Source organism: Streptomyces cinnabarinus, from assembly GCF_027270315.1.
GTDB classification, from domain to species: domain Bacteria; phylum Actinomycetota; class Actinomycetes; order Streptomycetales; family Streptomycetaceae; genus Streptomyces; species Streptomyces cinnabarinus.
Genome location: NZ_CP114413.1, coordinates 6,509,212 through 6,532,233 on the forward strand (window position 1 = coordinate 6,509,212; position 23,022 = coordinate 6,532,233).

Consider the following 23,022-nt stretch of genomic DNA (forward strand, 5'->3'; position numbering starts at 1 on the left):
AGCAGGCCACCGGTGCCTGCGCCACAACGACAACTGCTTCTGCACGAACGTCACGCGCGCCACGTGCCCTACCGGTACGTGGCGCGCGTGGTTGAGGAGAGTCTTTTGAGTCATCCGCATCCTGAACTCGGCTCGCCCCCGCCGCTCCCCGAAGGCGGCCTGCGGGTCACCCCGCTCGGCGGCCTCGGCGAAATCGGCCGGAACATGACCGTCTTCGAGTACGGCGGCCGCCTGCTGATCGTCGACTGCGGAGTGCTGTTCCCCGAGGAGGAGCAGCCCGGAATCGACCTGATCCTGCCCGACTTCTCGTCCATCCGGGACCGCCTCGATGACATCGAGGGCATCGTCCTCACCCATGGCCACGAGGACCACATCGGCGGGGTCCCCTTCCTGCTGCGCGAGAAGCCGGACATCCCGCTGATCGGCTCCAAGCTGACCCTCGCCCTGATCGAGGCCAAGCTCCAGGAGCACCGCATCCGCCCGTACACCCTTGAGGTGGCGGAGGGGAACCGCGAGCGCATCGGCCCCTTCGACTGCGAGTTCATCGCGGTCAACCACTCCATCCCGGACGCCCTGGCCGTCGCCATCCGCACCCCCGCGGGCATGGCGGTCCACACCGGCGACTTCAAGATGGACCAGCTCCCGCTGGACAGCCGCCTCACCGACCTGCACGCCTTCGCGCGTCTGAGCGAGGAGGGCATCGACCTCCTCCTCGCCGACTCGACGAACGCGGAGGTCCCGGGCTTCGTCCCGCCCGAGCGGGACATCTCCAACGTCCTGCGGCAGGTCTTCGCCGGCGCCCGCAAGCGGATCATCGTGGCGAGCTTCGCCAGCCACGTCCACCGCATCCAGCAGATCCTGGACGCGGCCCATGAGTACGGCCGCCGCGTCGCCTTCGTGGGCCGCTCCATGGTCCGCAACATGGGGATCGCGCGGGACCTGGGCTATCTGAAGGTCCCGCCGGGCCTGGTGGTCGACGTCAAGACGCTGGACGACCTCCCGGACAACGAGGTGGTCCTCGTCTGCACGGGTTCCCAGGGCGAGCCCATGGCGGCCCTGTCCCGCATGGCCAACCGGGACCACCAGATCCGCATCGTCGACGGCGACACGGTGATCCTGGCGTCCTCGCTCATCCCCGGCAACGAGAACGCGGTCTACCGCGTGATCAACGGCCTGACCCGCTGGGGCGCGAACGTCGTCCACAAGGGCAACGCCAAGGTCCACGTCTCCGGCCACGCGTCCGCGGGCGAGCTCCTGTACTTCTACAACATCTGCCGCCCCAAGAACCTGATGCCGGTGCACGGCGAATGGCGCCACCTGCGCGCCAACGCCGAGCTGGGCGCCCTCACAGGTGTCCCGCACGACCGCATCGTCATCGCCGAGGACGGCGTGGCCGTCGACCTCATCGAGGGCAAGGCCAAGATCTCCGGCAAGGTCCAGGCGGGTTACGTCTACGTCGACGGCCTCTCCGTCGGCGATGTCGGCGAGCCGGCTCTGAAGGACCGCAAGATCCTCGGCGACGAGGGCATCATCTCGGTCTTCGTGGTCATGGACTCGTCCACCGGCAAGATCACGGGCGGCCCGCACATCCAGGCCCGCGGCTCCGGCATCGAGGACTCCGCCTTCGGGGACGTCATCCCGAAGATCACGGAGGTCCTGGAGCGGTCGGCCCAGGACGGCGTGGTGGAGCCCCACCAGCTCCAGCAGCTCATCCGCCGCACGCTCGGCAAGTGGGTCTCCGACACCTATCGCCGCAGGCCGATGATCCTGCCGGTGGTGGTGGAGGTCTGACGGACCGTCGGTCCTCAGCCGCGTGAACCCGGAGCGGGGCGCCTCGATTTGCAACGGGGCGCCCCGCTCCAGTACGTTTACGGCTCCACCTCAACGGGCACCCGGCCGCTTCGTGCGCCGGAACAAGTCCCCGAAGGGGATGGAAAATCCGACTCGGAACTTCTGATAAAGTCGGAACCGCCGGAAAGGGAAACGCGAGAGCGAGAACCTGGAAAGCACCGAGGAAATCGGATCGGAAAGATCTGATAGAGTCGGAAACGCAAGACCGAAGGGAAGCCCGGAGGAAAGCCCGAGAGGGTGAGTACAAAGGAAGCGACCGTTCCTTGAGAACTCAACAGCGTGCCAAAAATCAACGCCAGATATGTTGATACCCCGTCTCTCCCGTTCGGGAGGACGAGGTTCCTTTGAAATAACACAGCGAGGACGCTGTGAACGGTCGGATCATTCCTCCGACTGTTCCGCTCTCGTGGTGTCGTCCCGATTACGGGAAAACATTCACGGAGAGTTTGATCCTGGCTCAGGACGAACGCTGGCGGCGTGCTTAACACATGCAAGTCGAACGATGAAGCCCTTCGGGGTGGATTAGTGGCGAACGGGTGAGTAACACGTGGGCAATCTGCCCTTCACTCTGGGACAAGCCCTGGAAACGGGGTCTAATACCGGATATCACTCTCGCAGGCATCTGTGAGGGTCGAAAGCTCCGGCGGTGAAGGATGAGCCCGCGGCCTATCAGCTTGTTGGTGAGGTAATGGCTCACCAAGGCGACGACGGGTAGCCGGCCTGAGAGGGCGACCGGCCACACTGGGACTGAGACACGGCCCAGACTCCTACGGGAGGCAGCAGTGGGGAATATTGCACAATGGGCGAAAGCCTGATGCAGCGACGCCGCGTGAGGGATGACGGCCTTCGGGTTGTAAACCTCTTTCAGCAGGGAAGAAGCGAAAGTGACGGTACCTGCAGAAGAAGCGCCGGCTAACTACGTGCCAGCAGCCGCGGTAATACGTAGGGCGCAAGCGTTGTCCGGAATTATTGGGCGTAAAGAGCTCGTAGGCGGCTTGTCACGTCGGGTGTGAAAGCTCGGGGCTTAACCCCGAGTCTGCATTCGATACGGGCTAGCTAGAGTGTGGTAGGGGAGATCGGAATTCCTGGTGTAGCGGTGAAATGCGCAGATATCAGGAGGAACACCGGTGGCGAAGGCGGATCTCTGGGCCATTACTGACGCTGAGGAGCGAAAGCGTGGGGAGCGAACAGGATTAGATACCCTGGTAGTCCACGCCGTAAACGGTGGGAACTAGGTGTTGGCGACATTCCACGTCGTCGGTGCCGCAGCTAACGCATTAAGTTCCCCGCCTGGGGAGTACGGCCGCAAGGCTAAAACTCAAAGGAATTGACGGGGGCCCGCACAAGCAGCGGAGCATGTGGCTTAATTCGACGCAACGCGAAGAACCTTACCAAGGCTTGACATACACCGGAAACGTCCAGAGATGGGCGCCCCCTTGTGGTCGGTGTACAGGTGGTGCATGGCTGTCGTCAGCTCGTGTCGTGAGATGTTGGGTTAAGTCCCGCAACGAGCGCAACCCTTGTTCTGTGTTGCCAGCATGCCCTTCGGGGTGATGGGGACTCACAGGAGACCGCCGGGGTCAACTCGGAGGAAGGTGGGGACGACGTCAAGTCATCATGCCCCTTATGTCTTGGGCTGCACACGTGCTACAATGGCCGATACAATGAGCTGCGATACCGCAAGGTGGAGCGAATCTCAAAAAGTCGGTCTCAGTTCGGATTGGGGTCTGCAACTCGACCCCATGAAGTTGGAGTTGCTAGTAATCGCAGATCAGCATTGCTGCGGTGAATACGTTCCCGGGCCTTGTACACACCGCCCGTCACGTCACGAAAGTCGGTAACACCCGAAGCCGGTGGCCCAACCCCTTGTGGGAGGGAGCTGTCGAAGGTGGGACTGGCGATTGGGACGAAGTCGTAACAAGGTAGCCGTACCGGAAGGTGCGGCTGGATCACCTCCTTTCTAAGGAGCACTTCTAGGCTGCCTCGGCAGTCCAGAGGCCAGTACATCGGCGAATGTCCGGTGCTGGTTGCTCATGGGTGGAACGTTGATTATTCGGCACACTTGACCGTCTTCTCCTTCCAGTACTGCTCTTCGGAGCGTGGAACGTTGAGGGAAGCGGGGAGTGTGCCGGGCACGCTGTTGGGTGTCTGAGGGCACGGCCGTAAAGGTCTGTCTTCGGATGCCGGCCCCAGTGCACTCGGACCGTTAAGGGTTCGGGGTGATGGGTGGCTGGTCGTTGTTTGAGAACTGCACAGTGGACGCGAGCATCTGTGGCCAAGTTTTTAAGGGCGCACGGTGGATGCCTTGGCACCAGGAACCGATGAAGGACGTGGGAGGCCACGATAGTCCCCGGGGAGTCGTCAACCAGGCTTTGATCCGGGGGTTTCCGAATGGGGAAACCCGGCAGTCGTCATGGGCTGTCACCCGCTGCTGAACACATAGGCAGTGTGGAGGGAACGCGGGGAAGTGAAACATCTCAGTACCCGCAGGAAGAGAAAACAACCGTGATTCCGGGAGTAGTGGCGAGCGAAACTGGATGAGGCCAAACCTACGACGTGTGAGACCCGGCAGGGGTTGCGTCGTGGGGGTTGTGGGATCTCTCTTTCACAGTCTGCCGGCTGTGAGGCGAGTCAGAAACCGTTGATGTAGGCGAAGGACATGCGAAAGGTCCGGCGTAGAGGGTAAGACCCCCGTAGTCGAAACGTCAGCGGCTTGCTTGAGAGACACCCAAGTAGCACGGGGCCCGAGAAATCCCGTGTGAATCTGGCGGGACCACCCGCTAAGCCTAAATATTCCCTGGTGACCGATAGCGGATAGTACCGTGAGGGAATGGTGAAAAGTACCGCGGGAGCGGAGTGAAATAGTACCTGAAACCGTGTGCCTACAAGCCGTGGGAGCGTCGGACGGAGAGCTTGCTCTTCGTCTCGTGACTGCGTGCCTTTTGAAGAATGAGCCTGCGAGTTTGCGGTGTGTTGCGAGGTTAACCCGTGTGGGGAAGCCGTAGCGAAAGCGAGTCCGAATAGGGCGACATAGTAGCGCGCTCAAGACCCGAAGCGGAGTGATCTAGCCATGGGCAGGTTGAAGCGGAGGTAAGACTTCGTGGAGGACCGAACCCACCAGGGTTGAAAACCTGGGGGATGACCTGTGGTTAGGGGTGAAAGGCCAATCAAACTCCGTGATAGCTGGTTCTCCCCGAAATGCATTTAGGTGCAGCGTCGTGTGTTTCTTGCCGGAGGTAGAGCACTGGATAGGCGATGGGCCCTACCGGGTTACTGACCTTAGCCAAACTCCGAATGCCGGTAAGTGAGAGCGCGGCAGTGAGACTGTGGGGGATAAGCTCCATGGTCGAGAGGGAAACAGCCCAGAGCATCGACTAAGGCCCCTAAGCGTACGCTAAGTGGGAAAGGATGTGGAGTCGCAGAGACAACCAGGAGGTTGGCTTAGAAGCAGCCACCCTTGAAAGAGTGCGTAATAGCTCACTGGTCTAGTGATTCCGCGCCGACAATGTAGCGGGGCTCAAGCGTACCGCCGAAGTCGTGTCATTGCGATATATACCCCCAACGGGGATCGTGATGGGTAGGGGAGCGTCGTGTGCCGGGTGAAGCAGCCGCGGAAGCGAGTTGTGGACGGTTCACGAGTGAGAATGCAGGCATGAGTAGCGATACAAACGTGAGAAACGTTTGCGCCGATTGACTAAGGGTTCCTGGGTCAAGCTGATCTGCCCAGGGTAAGTCGGGACCTAAGGCGAGGCCGACAGGCGTAGTCGATGGATAACCGGTTGATATTCCGGTACCCGCTGTGAAGCGTCAAACATCGAGCATCGTGATGCTAAGGCCGTGAAGCCGCCCTGATCTCTTCGGAGTTGAGGGGAGTGGTGGAGCCGCCGGACCAAGCGGTTAGTAGGTGAGTGATGGGGTGACGCAGGAAGGTAGTCCATCCCGGGCGGTGGTTGTCCCGGGGTAAGGGTGTAGCCCGAGTGGTAGGCAAATCCGCCACTTATACAGGGTGAGACCTGATGCCGAGCCGATTGTGGTGAAGTGGATGATCCTATGCTGTCGAGAAAAGCCTCTAGCGAGTTTCATGGCGGCCCGTACCCTAAACCGACTCAGGTGGTCAGGTAGAGAATACCGAGGCGTTCGGGTGAACTATGGTTAAGGAACTCGGCAAAATGCCCCCGTAACTTCGGGAGAAGGGGGGCCATGTCTGGTGAGAGGACTTGCTCCTCGAGCTGGGTGTGGCCGCAGAGACCAGCGAGAAGCGACTGTTTACTAAAAACACAGGTCCGTGCGAAGCCGTAAGGCGATGTATACGGACTGACGCCTGCCCGGTGCTGGAACGTTAAGGGGACCGGTTAGTCCGACTTCGGTCGGGCGAAGCTGAGAACTTAAGCGCCAGTAAACGGCGGTGGTAACTATAACCATCCTAAGGTAGCGAAATTCCTTGTCGGGTAAGTTCCGACCTGCACGAATGGCGTAACGACTTCTCGACTGTCTCAACCATAGGCCCGGTGAAATTGCACTACGAGTAAAGATGCTCGTTTCGCGCAGCAGGACGGAAAGACCCCGGGACCTTTACTACAGTTTGATATTGGTGTTCGGTTCGGCTTGTGTAGGATAGCTGGGAGACTTTGAAACGCGGACGCCAGTTCGCGGTGAGTCGTCGTTGAAATACCAGTCTGGTCGTGCTGGATGTCTAACCTGGGTCCGTGATCCGGATCAGGGACAGTGTCTGATGGGTAGTTTAACTGGGGCGGTTGCCTCCTAAAGAGTAACGGAGGCGCCCAAAGGTTCCCTCAGCCTGGTTGGCAATCAGGTGTTGAGTGTAAGTGCACAAGGGAGCTTGACTGTGAGACCGACGGGTCGAGCAGGGACGAAAGTCGGGACTAGTGATCCGGCGGTGGCTTGTGGAAGCGCCGTCGCTCAACGGATAAAAGGTACCCCGGGGATAACAGGCTGATCTTCCCCAAGAGTCCATATCGACGGGATGGTTTGGCACCTCGATGTCGGCTCGTCGCATCCTGGGGCTGGAGTCGGTCCCAAGGGTTGGGCTGTTCGCCCATTAAAGCGGTACGCGAGCTGGGTTTAGAACGTCGTGAGACAGTTCGGTCCCTATCCGCTGCGCGCGCAGGAATATTGAGAAGGGCTGTCCCTAGTACGAGAGGACCGGGACGGACGAACCTCTGGTGTGCCAGTTGTTCTGCCAAGGGCATGGCTGGTTGGCTACGTTCGGGAGGGATAACCGCTGAAAGCATCTAAGCGGGAAGCCTGCTTCGAGATGAGTATTCCCACCCACTTGATGGGGTAAGGCTCCCAGTAGACGACTGGGTTGATAGGCCGGATCTGGAAGCCCAGTAATGGGTGGAGGTGACCGGTACTAATAGGCCGAGGGCTTGTCCTCAGTTGCTCGCGTCCACTGTGTTGGTTCTGAAACCACGAACAGCCCCACGTCCATGGATGTGGTGCGGCATTGTTCGACAGTTTCATAGTGTTTCGGTGGTCATAGCGTGAGGGAAACGCCCGGTTACATTCCGAACCCGGAAGCTAAGCCTCACAGCGCCGATGGTACTGCAGGGGGGACCCTGTGGGAGAGTAGGACGCCGCCGAACAAAACTTGATAAGGGTCAGACCCGGAACTTCGGTTTCGGGTCTGACCCTTTTTTGCTGTCCGTCACCTCAAGTTCACGTTGCGGAACCAATATCCGAAGCATGGGTACTGCTGCAATGCTCAGAGCCGCCGGCGTCGGCATCGGCGACGAGGTCGTCGTACCGGCCTTCGGGAACGCCGAGGTCGCCGAGGCCGTGGTCCTGGCGGGGGCGCTTCCGGTGTTCGCCGACATAGATCCGGTGACGTACTGCTTGGACGCGGCCGCCGTGGAGGCGGTCGTGACCCCGCGTACCGCGGCTGTCGTGGTCGTGCACCGCTTCGGGCGGTCCGCCGATATCGCGCGGCTGCACTGGATCGGACAGCAGCACGGGCTGCTCGTACTGGAACAGGGCGAGTCCGAGGTGCCGTACGACGAGATTGCTCAGCGGCGGCAGCGGGCCGCCTATCTGGACTCGAAGTTGAAGGGTGTGTGGACGCCCGACGGGGGTGACGGGCACACCTACCAGCAGTACGTCGTGCGCGTGCCCGGGAACGGGCGGCCCGACCGGGATGCCTTCGCTCGCGCCGTGCGGGCGCGGGGAGTTGACTGCAAGGTGCCGGTGAAGACGCCCGTGCACCGACTGCCGGAGTACCGGCGGTGTGTGTCGCTGCCGCAGACGGAGCGGGCCGCCGACGAGACGCTGACGCTTCCCGTCGACGCCGCGCTGACCAAGCGGGACATGCAGAGGATCGTCTCTGCCTGCAATGCCCTGGGCGGACTGCTCCAGCCTGCGGTCTGAGCGCGCTCGCTAGGTGCGCTTCTTGGGGTGGGCGCGGAAGAACTCCCACATCAGGTCTGTGGCGTTGACGGTGGTGTCGGTGAACGCCATGTCGTTGTTGGAACCGCCGGGCCATGAGTGGAACATCTCGGACAGTCGATAGCTGACCACTTGGGAGCCGTCCGCGCATTGTGCCGTAGTTCGGGTGGTCTGTTTCTCCACCTTCTTGGGAGAGCCCCGCTCGCAGCGCAGGCGTTTCTCCCAGGCTTTGGTGCCGGCGTCGAATTCGTCGTAGTACTTGTCCAGTTCGCCGATGAACGTGATGACGGAGACCGGGGATTCGGGGACGTAGGTCTTGTCCTCCAGCGCGGATCCGATGTAGCCGCCGCTGACCGGGGCGATGGCGGCGAAGGTGTCGTGGAGTTCCACCGCGGCCTTGAAGGACATGTCGCCGCCGTTGGAGATGCCGGTCGCGTAGATGCGGTCCGGGTCGGCGTTCCACTTGTCGGTGAAGCGGTCGGTGATCGTGCGCAGGAAGCCGATGTCGTCCTCGGAGCCGCAGCAGATCAGGGCGTTGAAGCCCTCGTTGTAGCCGTTGGGGTAGACGACCAGGAAGTTCTCCTTGTCGGCCTTCGCGGTTAGGCCGGTGATCAGCTCCGCGTACTCGCCGGTGCCGGGGTAGGGGTGCATGGCGATCACCAGGGGGAGGCGCTTGTCCGGGGTGTAGCCGGGAGGGGCGTGCACCTTGTAGGAGCGGGGGGTGCCTTTCCAGTCGAGCTCGACCGACTGGTCGCCGGGGCGCGGGACTTCCTTCTGCGGCTTCGGTGACGGGCTGGGCTTCTCGGCGGCAGTGGAGCCTCGCGAGCCGGGTTTCGACTCGGGTTCCGAGTCGGTGGAGCACGCTGTCAGGCAGAGGGCCGTGATCAGGGCCGCGGCGGTGAGTGGGCCGCGTAAGGATGTGATGCCTCGGGTCAGCATGCGCCGCATGGTGGCAGGAGGCGGCGGCCCGGTCCAGAGGAATGGGTGGTTCGAACCACGGGCGAATTCAGGGTATGATCTAACTCGTTGCCACGCGGGAGACCGCGAAGGGAACAGGCCCCTATAGCTCAGTCGGTAGAGCGTCTCCATGGTAAGGAGAAGGTCAACGGTTCGATTCCGTTTGGGGGCTCCACAGCACAAGGCCCTCGCCCTTTCGGGCGGGGGCCTTTCGCATGTCCGCCCTCTCGGGCTCAGTCCTTGTGGAGGCCGGGTACGCGCATCGCGAGGATCGCCATGTCGTCGGACGGGGCGTCCGAGGCGAAGCGCTCCACGGCGCGCATGATGCGGGCGGCGACCGCGCCGGCGGTCAGGCCCGTGCAGGTCGTCAGGACGTCGGTGAGGCCGTCGTCGCCGAGCATGCGGCTGCCCTCGCGGCGCTCGGTGACGCCGTCCGTGACGCACAGCAGGACGTCGCCGGGGTCGAGGGTGACGGTCTGCTCGTACAGCTCCAGGTCCTCCATGACGCCCAGCAACGGCTGGGGTTCGGCGGCCGGTTCGACGGTGCCGTCCTGGCGCAGGCGCAGCGGGAGGGGGTGGCCGGCGCAGACCACCTTCAACTCCGCGCTGCCGTCCTCCTGAGGGCGCAGCTCGCCGTAGAGGAGGGTCAGGAAGCGGCTGCGGGCGCCCTCGTCGAGGATCGCGGAGTTGAGGCGCTCCAGGACCGCCGGGCCGCTGAGGCCCTCGCGTGCGAGGAGGCGCAGGGCGTGCCGGGCGAGGCCGGTGACCGCGGCCGCGTTCGGGCCGGTGCCGCAGACGTCGCCGATGGCGAAGCCGTAGGCGCCGTCACTGATCGGGAAGAGGTCGTAGAAGTCACCGCCGACCTCGTTGCCCTCGCCGGCCGCGCGGTAGATGACCTCGACCTCCACGCCGTCGATGACGGGGAGTTCGGGTGGCAGGAGGCTGCGCTGGAGGGACTGGCTGATGGCGGTGCGCTCGGAGTACAGCCGGGCGTTGTCGAGGGCCAGGGCGGCCCGGCGGGAGAGGTCCTCGGCCAGCTCCAGGATCTCCTGGCGGAAGTGCTCGTCCGTGGGCTTGCCGAGGGTGAGCATGCCGATGACGCGGTTGCGGGCCACCAGCGGCAGGACGACCGTCTCGCCGCCGACCGCGGACGCCGTGGCGAGGGTCGGGCCGATGCCGGAGCTGACGCGGGCGAGGGAGCCCAGGCCGAGGCTGCGCATGGAGGTGCGCAGGGCGGCCTCGTGGGCGGCCTGCGCGGGAGCGGACCAGATACGGGCGCCGGGGGTGGGGACGGGGTCGGGCGGGGCGATCTTGGAGAGCAACGACTTGATGCCGTCGATGAGTTCCTCGTCCTCGTGCAGGACGTAGGAGAGGTAGGGCTCGGAGGCCTGGTCGGCGATGGTGTAGACGGCGCACCAGGTGGCCAGGGTGGGAACCGTCATCTGGGCCATCAGGGCGAGGGTCTGGTCGCGGTCCAGGGTGCCGGCGAGCAGGTCGGAGGCCTCGACCAGGAAGCTCAGTGAGCCGCGGCGCAGTCGTTCCAGCTCGCCGAGGCGGGCCGACTCGACGGCCAGCGCGATGCGGTCGGCGGCGAACTGCAGGCGCAGGGCCTCTTCGTTGGAGTATCTGCTCGGGGCCTCGGCGGCGACGCCGAGGGAGCCGGTGAGGCGGCCCTCGACCTTCAGCGGGACGGTGACCACCGAGCGCATGCCGGTGCCGCTGAGGAGCGGGACGGCGCCGGGGACGGCGGTGAGGTCGTCGTGGACGGCGGGCATCCGGGCCGAGCCGTAGCGGCCGGGGCCGGCCTCGACGGGCACGCGCGCGAAGCGCTGGCGGGCGGAGGGCAGGCCGGTGGAGGCGCGGACCTCCAACTCCGTCTCGTCGTCGGTGGCCAGGAGCAGGAAGGCGGAGTCGCCGTCGAGCATGTCGCGGGCGCGCTCCACCGTGCGCTGGAGGAGGCCGTCGAGGTCGTCCGGGGCCGGGGAGCCGATGAACACCTCGAAGGGGTCGGTGCTCTGGCCCTCGCCGGAGCCGCCGGCGTCGGAGGTCAGGATGCGCAACGGCGTCTGGAGGACCGCGCGTTCGTGGTCCCGGACGAGGAGGCAGACCGTGGACGGCTCGCCGCCGGTGTCGCGGACCCGGAGGTGGGAGGCGTACACCGGGGTGACCCGGCCGTTGGCGTCGCGGATGCCGTAACTGCCCTCCCAGCGGGAGAGTTGGAGGGCCTCCGCGATGCCGGTGCTGGTGCCCGGGGTGTGCGGCCAGGCGGCGAGGTCGGTGAGGGGCTTGCCGGTGACCTGCTCGGCGGCGTAGCCGAAGAGTTCCTCGGCGTCCTCGTTCCACGCGGAGATGGAGCCGGTGCGGTCGATCTGGACGACGGCGACGCGGACGCGGCCGTCGGCCAGCGGGAGGAGGTCGGCGGGGAGCGAGGGACCCGCGGCGCGGGTGCCCACCGGGCGCTCGGGGAGGTCGAGTCGGAACCAGACCTGCTTGTGGGTGGGCGTGTAGTCGACGCCCCAGCGGTTGGCCAGCGCTCGGCACAGCTGGAGGCCGCGGCCGCCCTCGCGTTCGGGGCTGCCCATGTCGTCAGCCACCCCCTGGAGCGGGATGTCGCGCTCCGGGTAGCGGTCGGCGACCTCGATGCGGACGCCGTCGTCGGTGCGCAGGCACAGGACGTCGGCCGAAGTGCCCGCGTGCACCACGGCGTTGGTCACCAGTTCGCTGGTGAGGACCACGGCGTCGTCGAGGATGTCGGCGAAGCCCCAGCCCTGGAGGGTGTCGCGGACGAAGGAGCGGGCGCTCGCGACCGAGCGCCCGACGGGCTCGAAGCTGGCGGCCGCGCGCGCGGTGATCACAGAACTCCTCGACCGGTTGTCGCTGTGCAGGGCTCCCTGGCCGACCGGCTCCTGCCGCTGGTGCGGCAGGCCGTCCGTCGGCCGGGGGTCCGAGGGCTGCTCCCCCGGGATCAGTCCGGTGGTCATGTTGCGGCCGCCCCTCCGATGCCCGCTCGTTTCCGTGCCACCGCCCTAGCCGGACGGACCGGTGCGGCTGGACAGCCGCATGCAAGGTTACTTACCTTCGCCGTCCACGCGGATGCCGGTCTGCAGTGTTTCCGCCCGGAGGGTGTGCGGACGGTGTGTGAAGCTGCCGAACTGTTATGGCCGGGTTCGGCGGGGGTGAAACACTGGGCAAGCTTCTTGTGAAGGTCCTGGCAGGCTGGGTGTCTTCCGCGTAAGGCGGGCAGCAGCCCGTGATGCGGCCTGGTGGTATCCGGCAGGATTACGCAGCAGTAACCGGTGCGCCCAACCGGCGCGCCGGGAGTACGGCAGTGAAGGTCGACCCCTGCGGGAGGGACACAGTGGAGTCTGGCGCAGCGACGCGGGGCACGAAGACGCGCGCGAAAGGCGGACAGTCCCTGATGAACCAGCGCAAGCCGCGTGGCGGGACCACCGCGGTGGACACGGCTTCCCTGAACCGGCTGCTGGCGGCCCTCGTCTCGATGCGGGACGGGAACTTCCGCAAGCGGCTGACGGTCTCCGGCGACGGCGTGATGTCCGAGATCGCGGCCGTGTTCAACGAGGTGGCCGACCGGAATCTGCATCTGACCGGTGAGCTGTCCCGGGTGCGGCGCATGGTGGGCCGCGAGGGCAAGCTCACGGAACGGCTGGAAACAGGCGCCTGTGAGGGCTCCTGGGCGGCCGCGATCGACGCCTCCAACGCCCTGGTGGACGATCTCGTACGGCCCGTGTCCGAGGTCGGCCGGGTGCTCTCCGCGGTCGCGGAGGGTGATCTGTCGCCGCGCATGGAGCTGCGGACGCAGGCCCCGGACGGCACCGGGCATCCGCTGCGCGGGGAGTTCCTGAAGGTCGGCCGTACCGTCAACAATCTGGTCGACCAGCTGTCCACGTTCACCGACGAGGTCACCCGGGTGGCCAGTGAGGTGGGCACCGAGGGCAAGCTGGGCGGTCAGGCACGCGTGCGTGGCATGTCGGGTTCGTGGAAGGACCTCACGGACTCCGTCAACACGATGGCGTACCGGCTGACCGCGCAGGTCCGCGACATCGCGCTGGTGACCACCGCGGTCGCCAAGGGCGATCTGTCGCGGAAGGTCACGGTTCATGTGGCCGGCGAGATGCTGGAGCTGAAGAACACCGTCAACACGATGGTGGACCAGCTGTCGTCGTTCTCCTCCGAGGTGACCCGGGTCGCGCGCGAGGTGGGCACCGAGGGCGAGCTCGGCGGGCAGGCGCAGGTGCCGGGTGTGGCGGGCGTGTGGAAGGACCTCACCGATTCGGTGAACCTCATGGCCGGCAACCTCACCGCCCAGGTGCGCGGGATCTCCCAGGTGACCACCGCGGTCGCCAACGGTGATCTGTCGCAGAAGGTGACCGTGTCGGCGCGCGGTGAGGTCGCGCAGCTCGCGGACACCATCAACCAGATGACCGAGACGCTGCGGATCTTCGCCGACGAGGTCACGCGCGTGGCCAACGAGGTCGGCGCCGAGGGGCAGCTGGGTGGCCAGGCCAATGTGCCGGGTGCGGCGGGGACGTGGAAGGACCTGACGGACTCCGTCAACACGGTCTTCCGGAACCTGACGATCCAGGTGCGGGACATCGCCGCGGTGACGACGGCCGTGGCCAACGGTGACCTCTCGCAGAAGGTCACCGTGGATGTGGCCGGCGAGATGCTGGAGCTGAAGAACACCGTCAACGGCATGGTCGACCAGCTGTCGTCCTTCGGTTCCGAGGTCACGCGCGTGGCGCGCGAGGTCGGTGTCGAGGGTGAGCTGGGCGGGCAGGCGCAGGTACCGGGGGCGGCGGGGACGTGGAAGGACCTGACGGACTCCGTCAACACCGCGTTCCGCAACCTCACCGGGCAGGTCCGCAACATCGCGCAGGTGACGACGGCCGTGGCCAACGGTGACCTGTCGCAGAAGGTCACCGTGGACGTCTCCGGCGAGATGCTCCAGCTGAAGAACACCGTGAACACGATGGTGGACCAGCTCTCGGCCTTCGCCGACCAGGTGACGCGGATGGCCCGGGACGTGGGCACGGAGGGGCGCCTGGGCGGTCAGGCGGTCGTACCGGGGGTGTCCGGCACCTGGAAGGAGCTGACCGACTCCGTCAACTTCATGGGTGGCAACCTCACCTCGCAGGTGCGGCAGATCGCCCAGGTGACCACCGCGGTGGCGCGCGGCGATCTCTCCCAGAAGATCGACGTCGACGCGCGGGGCGAGATCCTGGAGCTGAAGAACACCATCAACACGATGGTCGACCAGCTCTCCGGCTTCGCCGAGCAGGTGACCCGGGTGGCCCGTGAGGTGGGCACCGAGGGGCGGCTCGGCGGGCAGGCGCAGGTGCCCGGTGTGGCCGGTGTGTGGCGGGACCTGACCGACTCCGTGAACGGCATGGCCGGCAACCTCACCGCGCAGGTGCGCGGGATCTCGCAGGTCGCCACCGCGGTGGCCCGGGGCGACCTGTCCCAGAAGATCACCGTGGACGCGCGCGGGGAGATCCTGGAGCTGAAGAACACCCTGAACACGATGGTCGACCAGCTGTCCTCCTTCGCGGAGGAGGTCACCAGGGTGGCCCGTGAGGTGGGTACGGAGGGACAGCTCGGCGGGCAGGCCGAGGTGCAGGGGGTCTCCGGCACCTGGAAGGACCTCACGCAGTCCGTGAACTTCATGGCGAACAACCTGACCATTCAGGTGCGCAACATCGCCGAGGTCACCACCGCAGTCGCCAAGGGCGACCTGTCGAAGAAGATCACCGTCGACGCCAAGGGCGAGATCCTCGAACTCGTCACCACCGTCAACACGATGGTGGACCAACTGTCCTCGTTCGCCGAACAGGTGACCCGGGTGGCCCGTGAGGTGGGCACCGAGGGCATCCTGGGCGGCCAGGCGCATGTTCCCGGTGTGGTCGGCATCTGGAAGGACCTCAGCGACAACGTCAACCTGATGGCCAAGAACCTGACCATGCAGGTGCGGAACATCTCCCAGGTCGCGGCGGCCGTCGCCAACGGTGACCTGACCCGGACGGTGACGATCGAGGCGCGCGGCGAGGTCGCGCAGCTCGCGGACACCTTCAACACCATGGTGAAGACGCTGAGTTCGTTCGCCGACCAGGTCACCAAGGTGGCCCGTGAGGTGGGCACGGACGGCATCCTGGGCGGCCAGGCGCGGGTGCCCGGTGTGGCCGGTACCTGGAAGGACCTCACCGAGTCGGTGAACCAGATGGCGTCCAACCTGACCGGTCAAGTGCGCAACATCGCCATGGTCACCACCGCCATCGCCAAGGGCGATCTGACCAAGAAGATCGACATCGACGCGCGGGGCGAGATCCTGGAGCTGAAGACGACCATCAACACGATGGTCGACCAGCTCTCGTCCTTCGCCGAGGAGGTCACCCGCGTCGCCCGCGAGGTGGGCACCGAGGGACAGCTCGGCGGCCAGGCTCGCGTGCGTGACGTGGACGGCACCTGGCGGGACCTGACCGAGTCGGTGAACGAGATGGCCGGGAACCTGACCCGGCAGGTGCGTGCCATCGCGCGCGTGGCGACCGCGGTGACCCGCGGTGACCTGAACCTGAAGATCGACGTCGACGCGTCCGGCGAGATCCAGGAACTCCAGGACTACATCAACAAGATGATCGCCAACCTGCGTGACACCACGATCGCCAACAAGGAACAGGACTGGCTCAAGGGCAACCTCGCCCGGATCTCCGCGCTGATGCAGGGCCGCCGGGACCTCCAGGACGTGGCCTCGCTGATCATGAGCGAGCTGACTCCGGTGGTCTCCGCGCAGCACGGCGCGTTCTTCCTGGCGATGCCCGATGCCAGCCATGGCGCCGAGGACCAGTACGAGCTGCGGATGCTGGGCAGTTACGGCTACTCGATGGGCTCCATGCCGACCTCGTTCCGGCCGGGCGAGGCGCTGGTCGGGACGGCGGCGCAGGAGAAGCGCACGATCCTGGTGGAGAACGCGCCCAGCGGCTACCTGAAGATCTCCTCCGGGCTCGGCGAGGCGCCGCCCGCGCAGGTGATCGTGTTGCCGGTGCTGTTCGAGGGCAAGGTGCTCGGCGTGATCGAACTGGCCTCCTTCACGCCGTTCAACCAGATCCAGAAGGACTTCCTGAACCAGATCGCGGAGATGATCGCGACCAGCGTCAACACCATCTCGGTCAACACCAAGACCGAGGTGCTGCTGAAGCAGTCGCAGGAGCTGACCGAGCAACTCCAGGAGCGGTCGGCCGAGTTGGAGAACCGGCAGAAGGCACTCCAGGCGTCCAACGCCGAACTGGAGGAGAAGGCCGAGCTGCTGGCCCAGCAGAACCGTGACATCGAGGTGAAGAACACCGAGATCGAGGAGGCGCGGCAGGTCCTGGAGGAGCGCGCCGAGCAGCTCGCGGTGTCGATGCGGTACAAGAGCGAGTTCCTGGCCAACATGTCGCACGAACTGCGCACACCGCTCAACTCGCTGCTGATCCTGGCCAAGTTGCTCGCCGACAACGCCGACGCCAACCTCACTCCGAAGCAGGTCGAGTTCGCCGAGACCATCCACGGCGCCGGTTCCGATCTGCTCCAGCTGATCAACGACATCCTCGACCTGTCCAAGGTCGAGGCGGGCAAGATGGACGTCTCCCCGACCCGGATCGCGCTCGTCCAGCTCGTCGACTACGTCGAGGCGACCTTCCGCCCGCTGACCGCGGAGAAGGGCCTGGACCTGTCCGTACGGGTCTCGCCGGAACTGCCGGCCACCCTGCACACCGACGAGCAGCGGCTGCTCCAGGTTTTGCGCAACCTACTGTCCAACGCGGTGAAGTTCACCGACTCCGGCTCGGTCGAGCTGGTCATCCGGCCGGCCGGGACGGACGTGCCGATGGCGATCCGGGAGCAGCTGCTGGAGACCGGTTCGCTGCGGGACCCGGACGCCGGACTGATCGCCTTCTCGGTGACGGACACCGGCATCGGCATCGCCGCCAGCAAGATGCGGGTGATCTTCGAGGCGTTCAAGCAGGCCGACGGCACGACCAGCCGCAAGTACGGCGGTACGGGCCTGGGCCTGTCGATCTCCCGGGAGATCGCCCAGCTGCTGGGCGGCGAGATCCAGGCCCAGAGCGAACCGGGGCGTGGCTCGACCTTCACGCTGTACCTGCCGCTGCACCCGAGCGAGCTGCCGCCGCAGGGCTATCACCCGCAGGCCATGCCGTCCCTGGAGGCCGGTGACCTGGTGTCGTCCGCCGCGGAGCTGTCGGGCGCGGAGATCGAGACACCGGCCGAGGTGAAGTCGTACCAGGAGACGCAGAACGGTGCCGCCGCGCTCTTCCGGCGCCGTCGCCGCAAGACCGTCGGCGAGCTGGAGCAGCGGCCGTTTCAGCAGGAGTGGCCGACCGTGGAGCTGGAGGCGGCGCCGCAGGTGCGCCGGGGCATCCGGTTCGGTGGCGAGAAGGTGCTGATCGTCGACGACGACATCCGCAACGTCTTCGCGCTCACCAGCGTGCTGGAACAGCACGGCCTTTCGGTGCTGTACGCCGAGAACGGCCGTGAGGGCATCGAGGTGCTGGAGCAGCACGACGATGTGGCGGTCGTGCTGATGGACATCATGATGCCCGAGATGGACGGGTACGCGACGACCACGGCGATCCGCCGGATGCCGCAGTTCGCCGGGCTGCCGATCATCGCGCTGACCGCCAAGGCCATGAAGGGCGACCGGGAGAAGGCGATCGAGTCGGGCGCCTCCGACTACGTCACCAAGCCGGTCGACCCCGATCACCTGCTGTCGGTGATGCAGCAGTGGATGCGGGAGGAGTGACGGGATCGGTCGGGCTTCGTACGGGGTTCGTACGGGCCCGGTGAGCGGGCTGGGGCAGAGCCTGACGGGAACCTACGGTGTTCACGCGGAGTTGCTGACGCAGTGTGCTCGAAGCCGTGTAGAAGTACGGGATTGGGGGAACCTTCTGGTCTCCCGCTACGTTTCTGCTACGTGCACAGTGACATCGCGGTGACAGGGTGTGGCGACGGGCGGGGTGCGGCTACCATGACCGGCACGAGGACGGGCGGCGCAAGGGAGTCGTCCCCTGGGGAAGCACCCGTCGGTGCTTCCCCAAGTCCTGCGGACAGGGGAGGCCCCATGCCGGGGCGAGGAGGGCGGGCCATGGTGCAGAAGGCCAAGATCCTCCTGGTCGATGACCGGCCGGAGAATCTGCTCGCGCTGGAGGCGATCCTCTCCGCGCTCGATCAGACCCTGGTGCGGGCATCGTCCGGGGAGGAGGCGCTCAAGGCGCTGCTCACGGACGACTTCGCGGTCATTCTGCTGGACGTCCAGATGCCGGGCATGGACGGTTTCGAGACCGCCGCGCACATCAAGCGCCGGGAACGGACCCGGGACATCCCGATCATCTTCCTCACCGCGATCAATCACGGACCTCACCACACCTTCCGCGGATACGCCGCCGGTGCGGTCGACTACATCTCCAAGCCGTTCGACCCGTGGGTGCTGCGGGCGAAGGTCTCCGTGTTCGTCGAGCTGTACATGAAGAACTGCCAGCTCAGGGAGCAGGCGGCGCTACTGCGGCTCCAGTTGGAGGGCGGCGGCAGGACTGCGGGCGCCGAGACCAAGGAACCGGCGGGGCTGCTCGCCGAACTGTCCGCGCGGCTCGCGGCGGTCGAGGAGCAGGCCGAGGCGCTGTCCAAGCAGCTCGACGACGAGTCCGCGGACGCGGCGGCGGTCGCCACGGCCGCCCATCTGGAGCGCAAACTCACCGGGTTGCGGCGCGCGCTGGACGCGTTGGAGCCCGGCGCGGGCAACACCTCCTCGGTGCCCTCGCAGAACTGACCCCCGCGCGGCGCGTGTTGAGGATGACCGCTTTGTGAACGCGCGTCAGTTCAGCGCCGTCGTAACGGCGACACGAACGGGTGAAGCAGTGGGCACGCGTGTCCGCTGTCGCCTCCACCGGTAATCTCACACCTATGGCCTCACGTCCCTCCGCAGCCAAGAAGCAGCCCGCGAAGAAGGCGGCCGCTCCCGCGAAGGGTCCGGCCAAGAAGGCCGCAGCCAAAAAGGCTCCCGCGAAGAAGGCGCCCGCCAAGAAGGCCGCGGCCAAGAAGCCCGCGCCCAAGCCGGCGCCCAACCCCACCGGGGGCGTGTACCGACTGGTGCGCGCCGTCTGGCTCGGGTTGGCGCATGCCGTCGGCGCGGTGTTCCGCGGGATAGGGCAGGGCGCGAAGAACCTCGACCCCGCCCATCGCAAGGACGGCGTCGCGCTGCTGCTCCTCGGTCTCGCCCTGATCGTCGCCGCGGGCACCTGGTCCAATCTGCGCGGTCCCGTCGGCGACCTCGTCGAGACGCTGGTGACCGGCGCCTTCGGCCGGCTCGATCTGCTGGTGCCGATCCTGCTCGCGGTGATCGCCGTACGGTTCATCCGGCACCCGGAGAAGCCGGAGGCCAACGGGCGGATCGTGATCGGCCTGTCGGCGCTCGTGATCGGCGTGCTCGGCCAGGTGCACATCGCCTGCGGCTCGCCCGCGCGCAGTGACGGCATGCAGGCCATAAGGGACGCCGGCGGGCTCATCGGCTGGAGCGCGGCGACCCCGCTGACGTACGCGATGGGCGAGATGCTCGCCGTACCGCTGCTGGTGCTGCTCACCGTGTTCGGGCTGCTGGTGGTCACGGCCACGCCGGTCAACGCCATCCCGCAGCGGCTCAGGCTGCTCGGGGTGAAGCTCGGGGTCCTGCACGACCCGGAGGCGGAGGAGTTCTCCGACGACGAGCGCTATGACGAGCAGTGGCGTGAGGCGCTGCCCGCGCGGGGGCGTCGGCGCGGATCGGCGCCCGAGGAGTACGACCCCGAGGGCGCCGAGCAGGAGGCCCTCTCGCGGCGTCGCGGGCGTCCCCGGCGCTCCGCGGTGCCCCAGCCGGACCTGGGCCGTCCCATGGACGCCGTGGACGTCGCCGCGGCCGCCGCCGCCGCGCTCGACGGGGCCGTGCTGCACGGCATGCCGCCCTCGCCGATCGTCGCCGACCTCACCCAGGGCGTCAGCGTCGGGGACCGCGAGGAGACCACGCCGACACCCACCCCCGTCCCGGCCGCGCGGCCCAGGCAGGAGCGGCTGAAGGCCGAGGTCGCCGACCTCACCAAGCCCGCGCCGGAGGCACCCACCGACCTGCCGCCGCGCGCCGAGCAGCTCCAGCTGTCCGGTGACATCACCTACTCCCTGCCCTCGCTCGACCTCCTCGCGCGCGGCGGACCCGGCAAGGCGCGCAGCGCGGCCAACGACGCAGTCGTCGCCTCGCTCACCAATGTCTTCAGTGAGTTCAAGGTCGACGCCGCCGTCACCGGCTTCACCCGCGGGCCGACGGTCACGCGCTACGAGGTCGAGCTCGGGCCCGCGGTGAAGGTCGAGCGGATCACCGCGCTGACCAAGAACATCGCGTACGCCGTGGCCAGCCCGGACGTGCGGATCATCTCGCCGATCCCCGGCAAGTCGGCCGTGGGCATCGAGATCCCCAACACCGACCGGGAGATGGTCAACCTGGGTGACGTGCTGCGCCTCGCGGCCGCGGCCGAGGACGACCACCCGATGCTGGTGGCGCTCGGCAAGGACGTCGAGGGCGGCTACGTCATGGCCAACCTGGCGAAGATGCCGCACGTCCTGGTCGCCGGAGCCACCGGTTCCGGTAAGTCCTCGTGCATCAACTGCCTGATCACGTCGGTCATGGTCCGGGCGACCCCGGAGGACGTCCGCATGGTCCTCGTCGACCCCAAGCGGGTCGAGCTGACCGCCTATGAGGGCATCCCGCACCTGATCACGCCGATCATCACCAACCCCAAGCGGGCCGCCGAGGCGCTCCAGTGGGTCGTACGGGAGATGGACCTCAGGTACGACGACCTGGCGGCGTACGGCTTCCGGCACATCGACGACTTCAACCAGGCCATACGGGACGGCAAGGTCAAGCCGCCGGACGGCAGCGAGCGCGAGCTTCAGCCGTATCCGTATCTGCTGGTGATCGTCGACGAGCTCGCCGACCTGATGATGGTCGCTCCGCGGGACGTCGAGGACGCGATCGTGCGCATCACGCAGCTCGCGCGCGCGGCCGGTATCCATCTGGTGCTGGCCACGCAGCGGCCGTCGGTGGATGTGGTCACCGGTCTGATCAAGGCGAATGTGCCCTCCCGGCTCGCCTTCGCCACCTCCTCGCTCGCCGACTCCCGGGTCATCCTCGACCAGCCCGGCGCCGAGAAGCTGATCGGCAAGGGCGACGGGCTGTTCCTGCCGATGGGCGCCAACAAGGCCACGCGTATGCAGGGCGCCTTCGTGACCGAGGAAGAGGTCGCGGCGGTCGTCCAGCACTGCAAGGACCAGATGGCGCCGGTCTTCCGGGACGACGTCACCGTGGGCACCAAGCAGAAGAAGGAGATCGACGAGGACATCGGCGACGACCTGGACCTGCTGTGCCAGGCGGCCGAGCTGGTCGTCTCCACGCAGTTCGGCTCGACCTCCATGCTCCAGCGCAAGCTGCGGGTCGGGTTCGCCAAGGCGGGCCGGCTGATGGACCTGATGGAGTCGCGGAACGTCGTCGGACCGAGCGAGGGCTCCAAGGCTCGTGACGTTCTTGTGAAGCCTGATGAGCTGGATGGCGTGCTGGCGCAGATCCGCGGGGAGGCTTGAGAGAAGTGCCGCGCGGAGGAGACCCCCGATGTCCGATCGTGACTCACCCGTAAGGGATCATTGAGCAACCGTTTCCCTTCGGCGTACGTCAAGTTGAGGGAAGCGAAAAGCTGCTGCCCCGCTATCGGTGTGTCCGGCCATACCGATGGCGTACAAAGTCCCACCGCCCGGTTGCCCCACCCTTTCGTACCCCCCCTAGACTGAACCTCCAGCACAGGTGGCTACACGCTCGAAAGGCGCCCCCGTGTCCATCGGCAACTCCCCTGAAGACGAGCGTCCGTTCGAAGACGTTTCCGGCGAAGACCGCCTCTCCGTCGGCCGTGCCCTCCAGCAGGCGCGTATCGCTGCCGGACTGACCGTCGACGACGTCAGCAACGCCACCCGCGTCCGCCTGCCCATCGTGCACGCCATCGAGGCGGACGACTTCGGCCCCTGTGGCGGCGACGTGTACGCGCGCGGTCACATCCGGACCCTGGCCAAGGCCGTCGGCATCGATCCGGCGCCGCTGCTCACCCAGTACGACGCGGACCACGGGGGGCGTCCGGCGCCGACCCCCGCGGCCCCGCTGTTCGAGGCGGAGCGCATCCGCCCGGAGCGGCGCGGACCGAACTGGACGGCGGCCATGGTCGCGGCGATCGTCGCCGTGATCGGCTTCGTCGGGTTCACCGCGTTCAAGGGCGACGACGACGGCGGCGCGGCATCGGTCGCCGAAGGTGCCACTCCGTCGACCAGCAAGTCCGAAACGACCAAGCCCAAGAGCGAGAAGCCCGAGGACCCGAAGCCGGAGCCGTCCGACAGTGCCATCGCCGCCGCGCCGCAGGACAAGGTGACGGTCCAGGTCAGCGCCGCCGACGGCAAGAGCTGGATCTCCGCCAAGGACCACAACGGCCGGCTGCTCTTCGACGGACTGCTCCAGCAGGGCGACTCCAAGACCTTCCAGGACAGCGAGAAGATCAACCTCGTCCTCGGTGACGCGGGCGCGATCCAGCTCTACGTCAACGGCAAGAAGATCGACGACGACTGGCAGCCCGGTGCGGTGGAACGCCTGACCTACACCAAGGGCGACCCCCAGGTCGGCTGAGCCAACCGCACAAACGGACGGGGTTGGTCGATCTTGGCCAACCCCATCGACGTTGGGTGTCA

General features: G+C 66.3%; 8 protein-coding genes, 1 tRNA gene and 3 rRNA genes. 10 read left to right on the top strand and 2 right to left on the bottom strand.

Annotation, left to right across the window (positions count from 1 at the left end; genetic code table 11):
• Window positions 1-105: 105 nt before the first annotated feature.
• The 5 genes from STRCI_RS29620 (at window position 106) to STRCI_RS29640 (ending at window position 8,235) form a co-directional block, all read left to right on the top strand.
• Window positions 106-1,791 carry a ribonuclease J gene (locus STRCI_RS29620; protein ID WP_269662003.1) on the top strand — a complete coding sequence of 562 codons (1,686 nt, stop codon included), beginning with the start codon at window positions 106-108 and terminating at the stop codon, window positions 1,789-1,791.
• A 494-nt stretch (window positions 1,792-2,285) separates the two neighbouring features.
• A 16S ribosomal RNA gene (locus tag STRCI_RS29625) occupies window positions 2,286-3,811 on the top strand.
• 313 nt (window positions 3,812-4,124) lie between these two features.
• A 23S ribosomal RNA gene (locus tag STRCI_RS29630) occupies window positions 4,125-7,249 on the top strand.
• A gap of 91 nt (window positions 7,250-7,340) precedes the next feature.
• Window positions 7,341-7,457: ribosomal RNA gene (rrf, locus tag STRCI_RS29635) — 5S ribosomal RNA — on the top strand.
• Together the 16S, 23S and 5S rRNA genes form the textbook arrangement of a ribosomal RNA operon.
• Before the next feature lie 115 nt (window positions 7,458-7,572).
• Entirely contained in the window at window positions 7,573-8,235 is a 663-nt protein-coding gene (locus STRCI_RS29640; protein ID WP_269664679.1) for a DegT/DnrJ/EryC1/StrS family aminotransferase, read from the top strand.
• 9 nt (window positions 8,236-8,244) lie between these two features.
• On the opposite strand, the gene STRCI_RS29645 is transcribed toward STRCI_RS29640, so the two are convergent.
• Complete coding sequence (locus STRCI_RS29645; RefSeq protein ID WP_269662004.1) at window positions 8,245-9,192, bottom strand: CE1 family esterase; 948 nt, start codon at window positions 9,190-9,192, stop codon at window positions 8,245-8,247.
• A gap of 117 nt (window positions 9,193-9,309) precedes the next feature.
• Here STRCI_RS29645 and STRCI_RS29650 point away from each other — a divergent pair.
• Window positions 9,310-9,385, top strand: a tRNA-Thr gene (locus STRCI_RS29650).
• A gap of 58 nt (window positions 9,386-9,443) precedes the next feature.
• On the opposite strand, the gene STRCI_RS29655 is transcribed toward STRCI_RS29650, so the two are convergent.
• A complete protein-coding gene (locus STRCI_RS29655) occupies window positions 9,444-12,191 on the bottom strand; it encodes a SpoIIE family protein phosphatase (protein WP_269662005.1) in 2,748 nt (915 codons plus the stop codon).
• Between the two features lie 377 nt (window positions 12,192-12,568).
• Between STRCI_RS29655 and STRCI_RS29660 the strand changes: the two genes are divergently transcribed.
• From STRCI_RS29660 to STRCI_RS29675, 4 genes are all read left to right on the top strand, one after another.
• Window positions 12,569-18,022, top strand: coding sequence for a HAMP domain-containing protein (locus tag STRCI_RS29660; protein ID WP_269662006.1), 5,454 nt, complete (start codon window positions 12,569-12,571; stop codon window positions 18,020-18,022).
• Window positions 18,023-18,364: 342 nt separating this feature from the next.
• Window positions 18,365-19,045: a response regulator gene (locus STRCI_RS29665; RefSeq protein ID WP_269662007.1), complete on the top strand. Its 681-nt coding sequence runs from the start codon at window positions 18,365-18,367 to the stop codon at window positions 19,043-19,045.
• Between the two features lie 134 nt (window positions 19,046-19,179).
• Complete coding sequence (locus STRCI_RS29670; RefSeq protein WP_269662008.1) at window positions 19,180-21,879, top strand: DNA translocase FtsK; 2,700 nt, start codon at window positions 19,180-19,182, stop codon at window positions 21,877-21,879.
• Window positions 21,880-22,123: 244 nt separating this feature from the next.
• The gene (locus tag STRCI_RS29675) at window positions 22,124-22,960 is read left to right on the top strand and encodes a helix-turn-helix domain-containing protein (RefSeq protein ID WP_269662009.1); all 837 of its coding nucleotides are present in this window, start codon (window positions 22,124-22,126) and stop codon (window positions 22,958-22,960) included.
• The last annotated feature ends 62 nt before the right edge of the window (window positions 22,961-23,022 follow it).

What these genes read in the sequence shown, in the direction of transcription:
- STRCI_RS29640 (WP_269664679.1), top strand. Translation starts at nt 7,573, where the DNA reads ATGCTCAGAGCCGCCGGCGTCGGCATCGGCGACGAGGTCGTCGTACCG.
- STRCI_RS29645 (WP_269662004.1), bottom strand. Translation starts at nt 9,192, where the DNA reads ATGCTGACCCGAGGCATCACATCCTTACGCGGCCCACTCACCGCCGCG.
- STRCI_RS29655 (WP_269662005.1), bottom strand. Translation starts at nt 12,191, where the DNA reads ATGACCACCGGACTGATCCCGGGGGAGCAGCCCTCGGACCCCCGGCCG.
- STRCI_RS29665 (WP_269662007.1), top strand. Translation starts at nt 18,365, where the DNA reads ATGGTGCAGAAGGCCAAGATCCTCCTGGTCGATGACCGGCCGGAGAAT.
- STRCI_RS29670 (WP_269662008.1), top strand. Translation starts at nt 19,180, where the DNA reads ATGGCCTCACGTCCCTCCGCAGCCAAGAAGCAGCCCGCGAAGAAGGCG.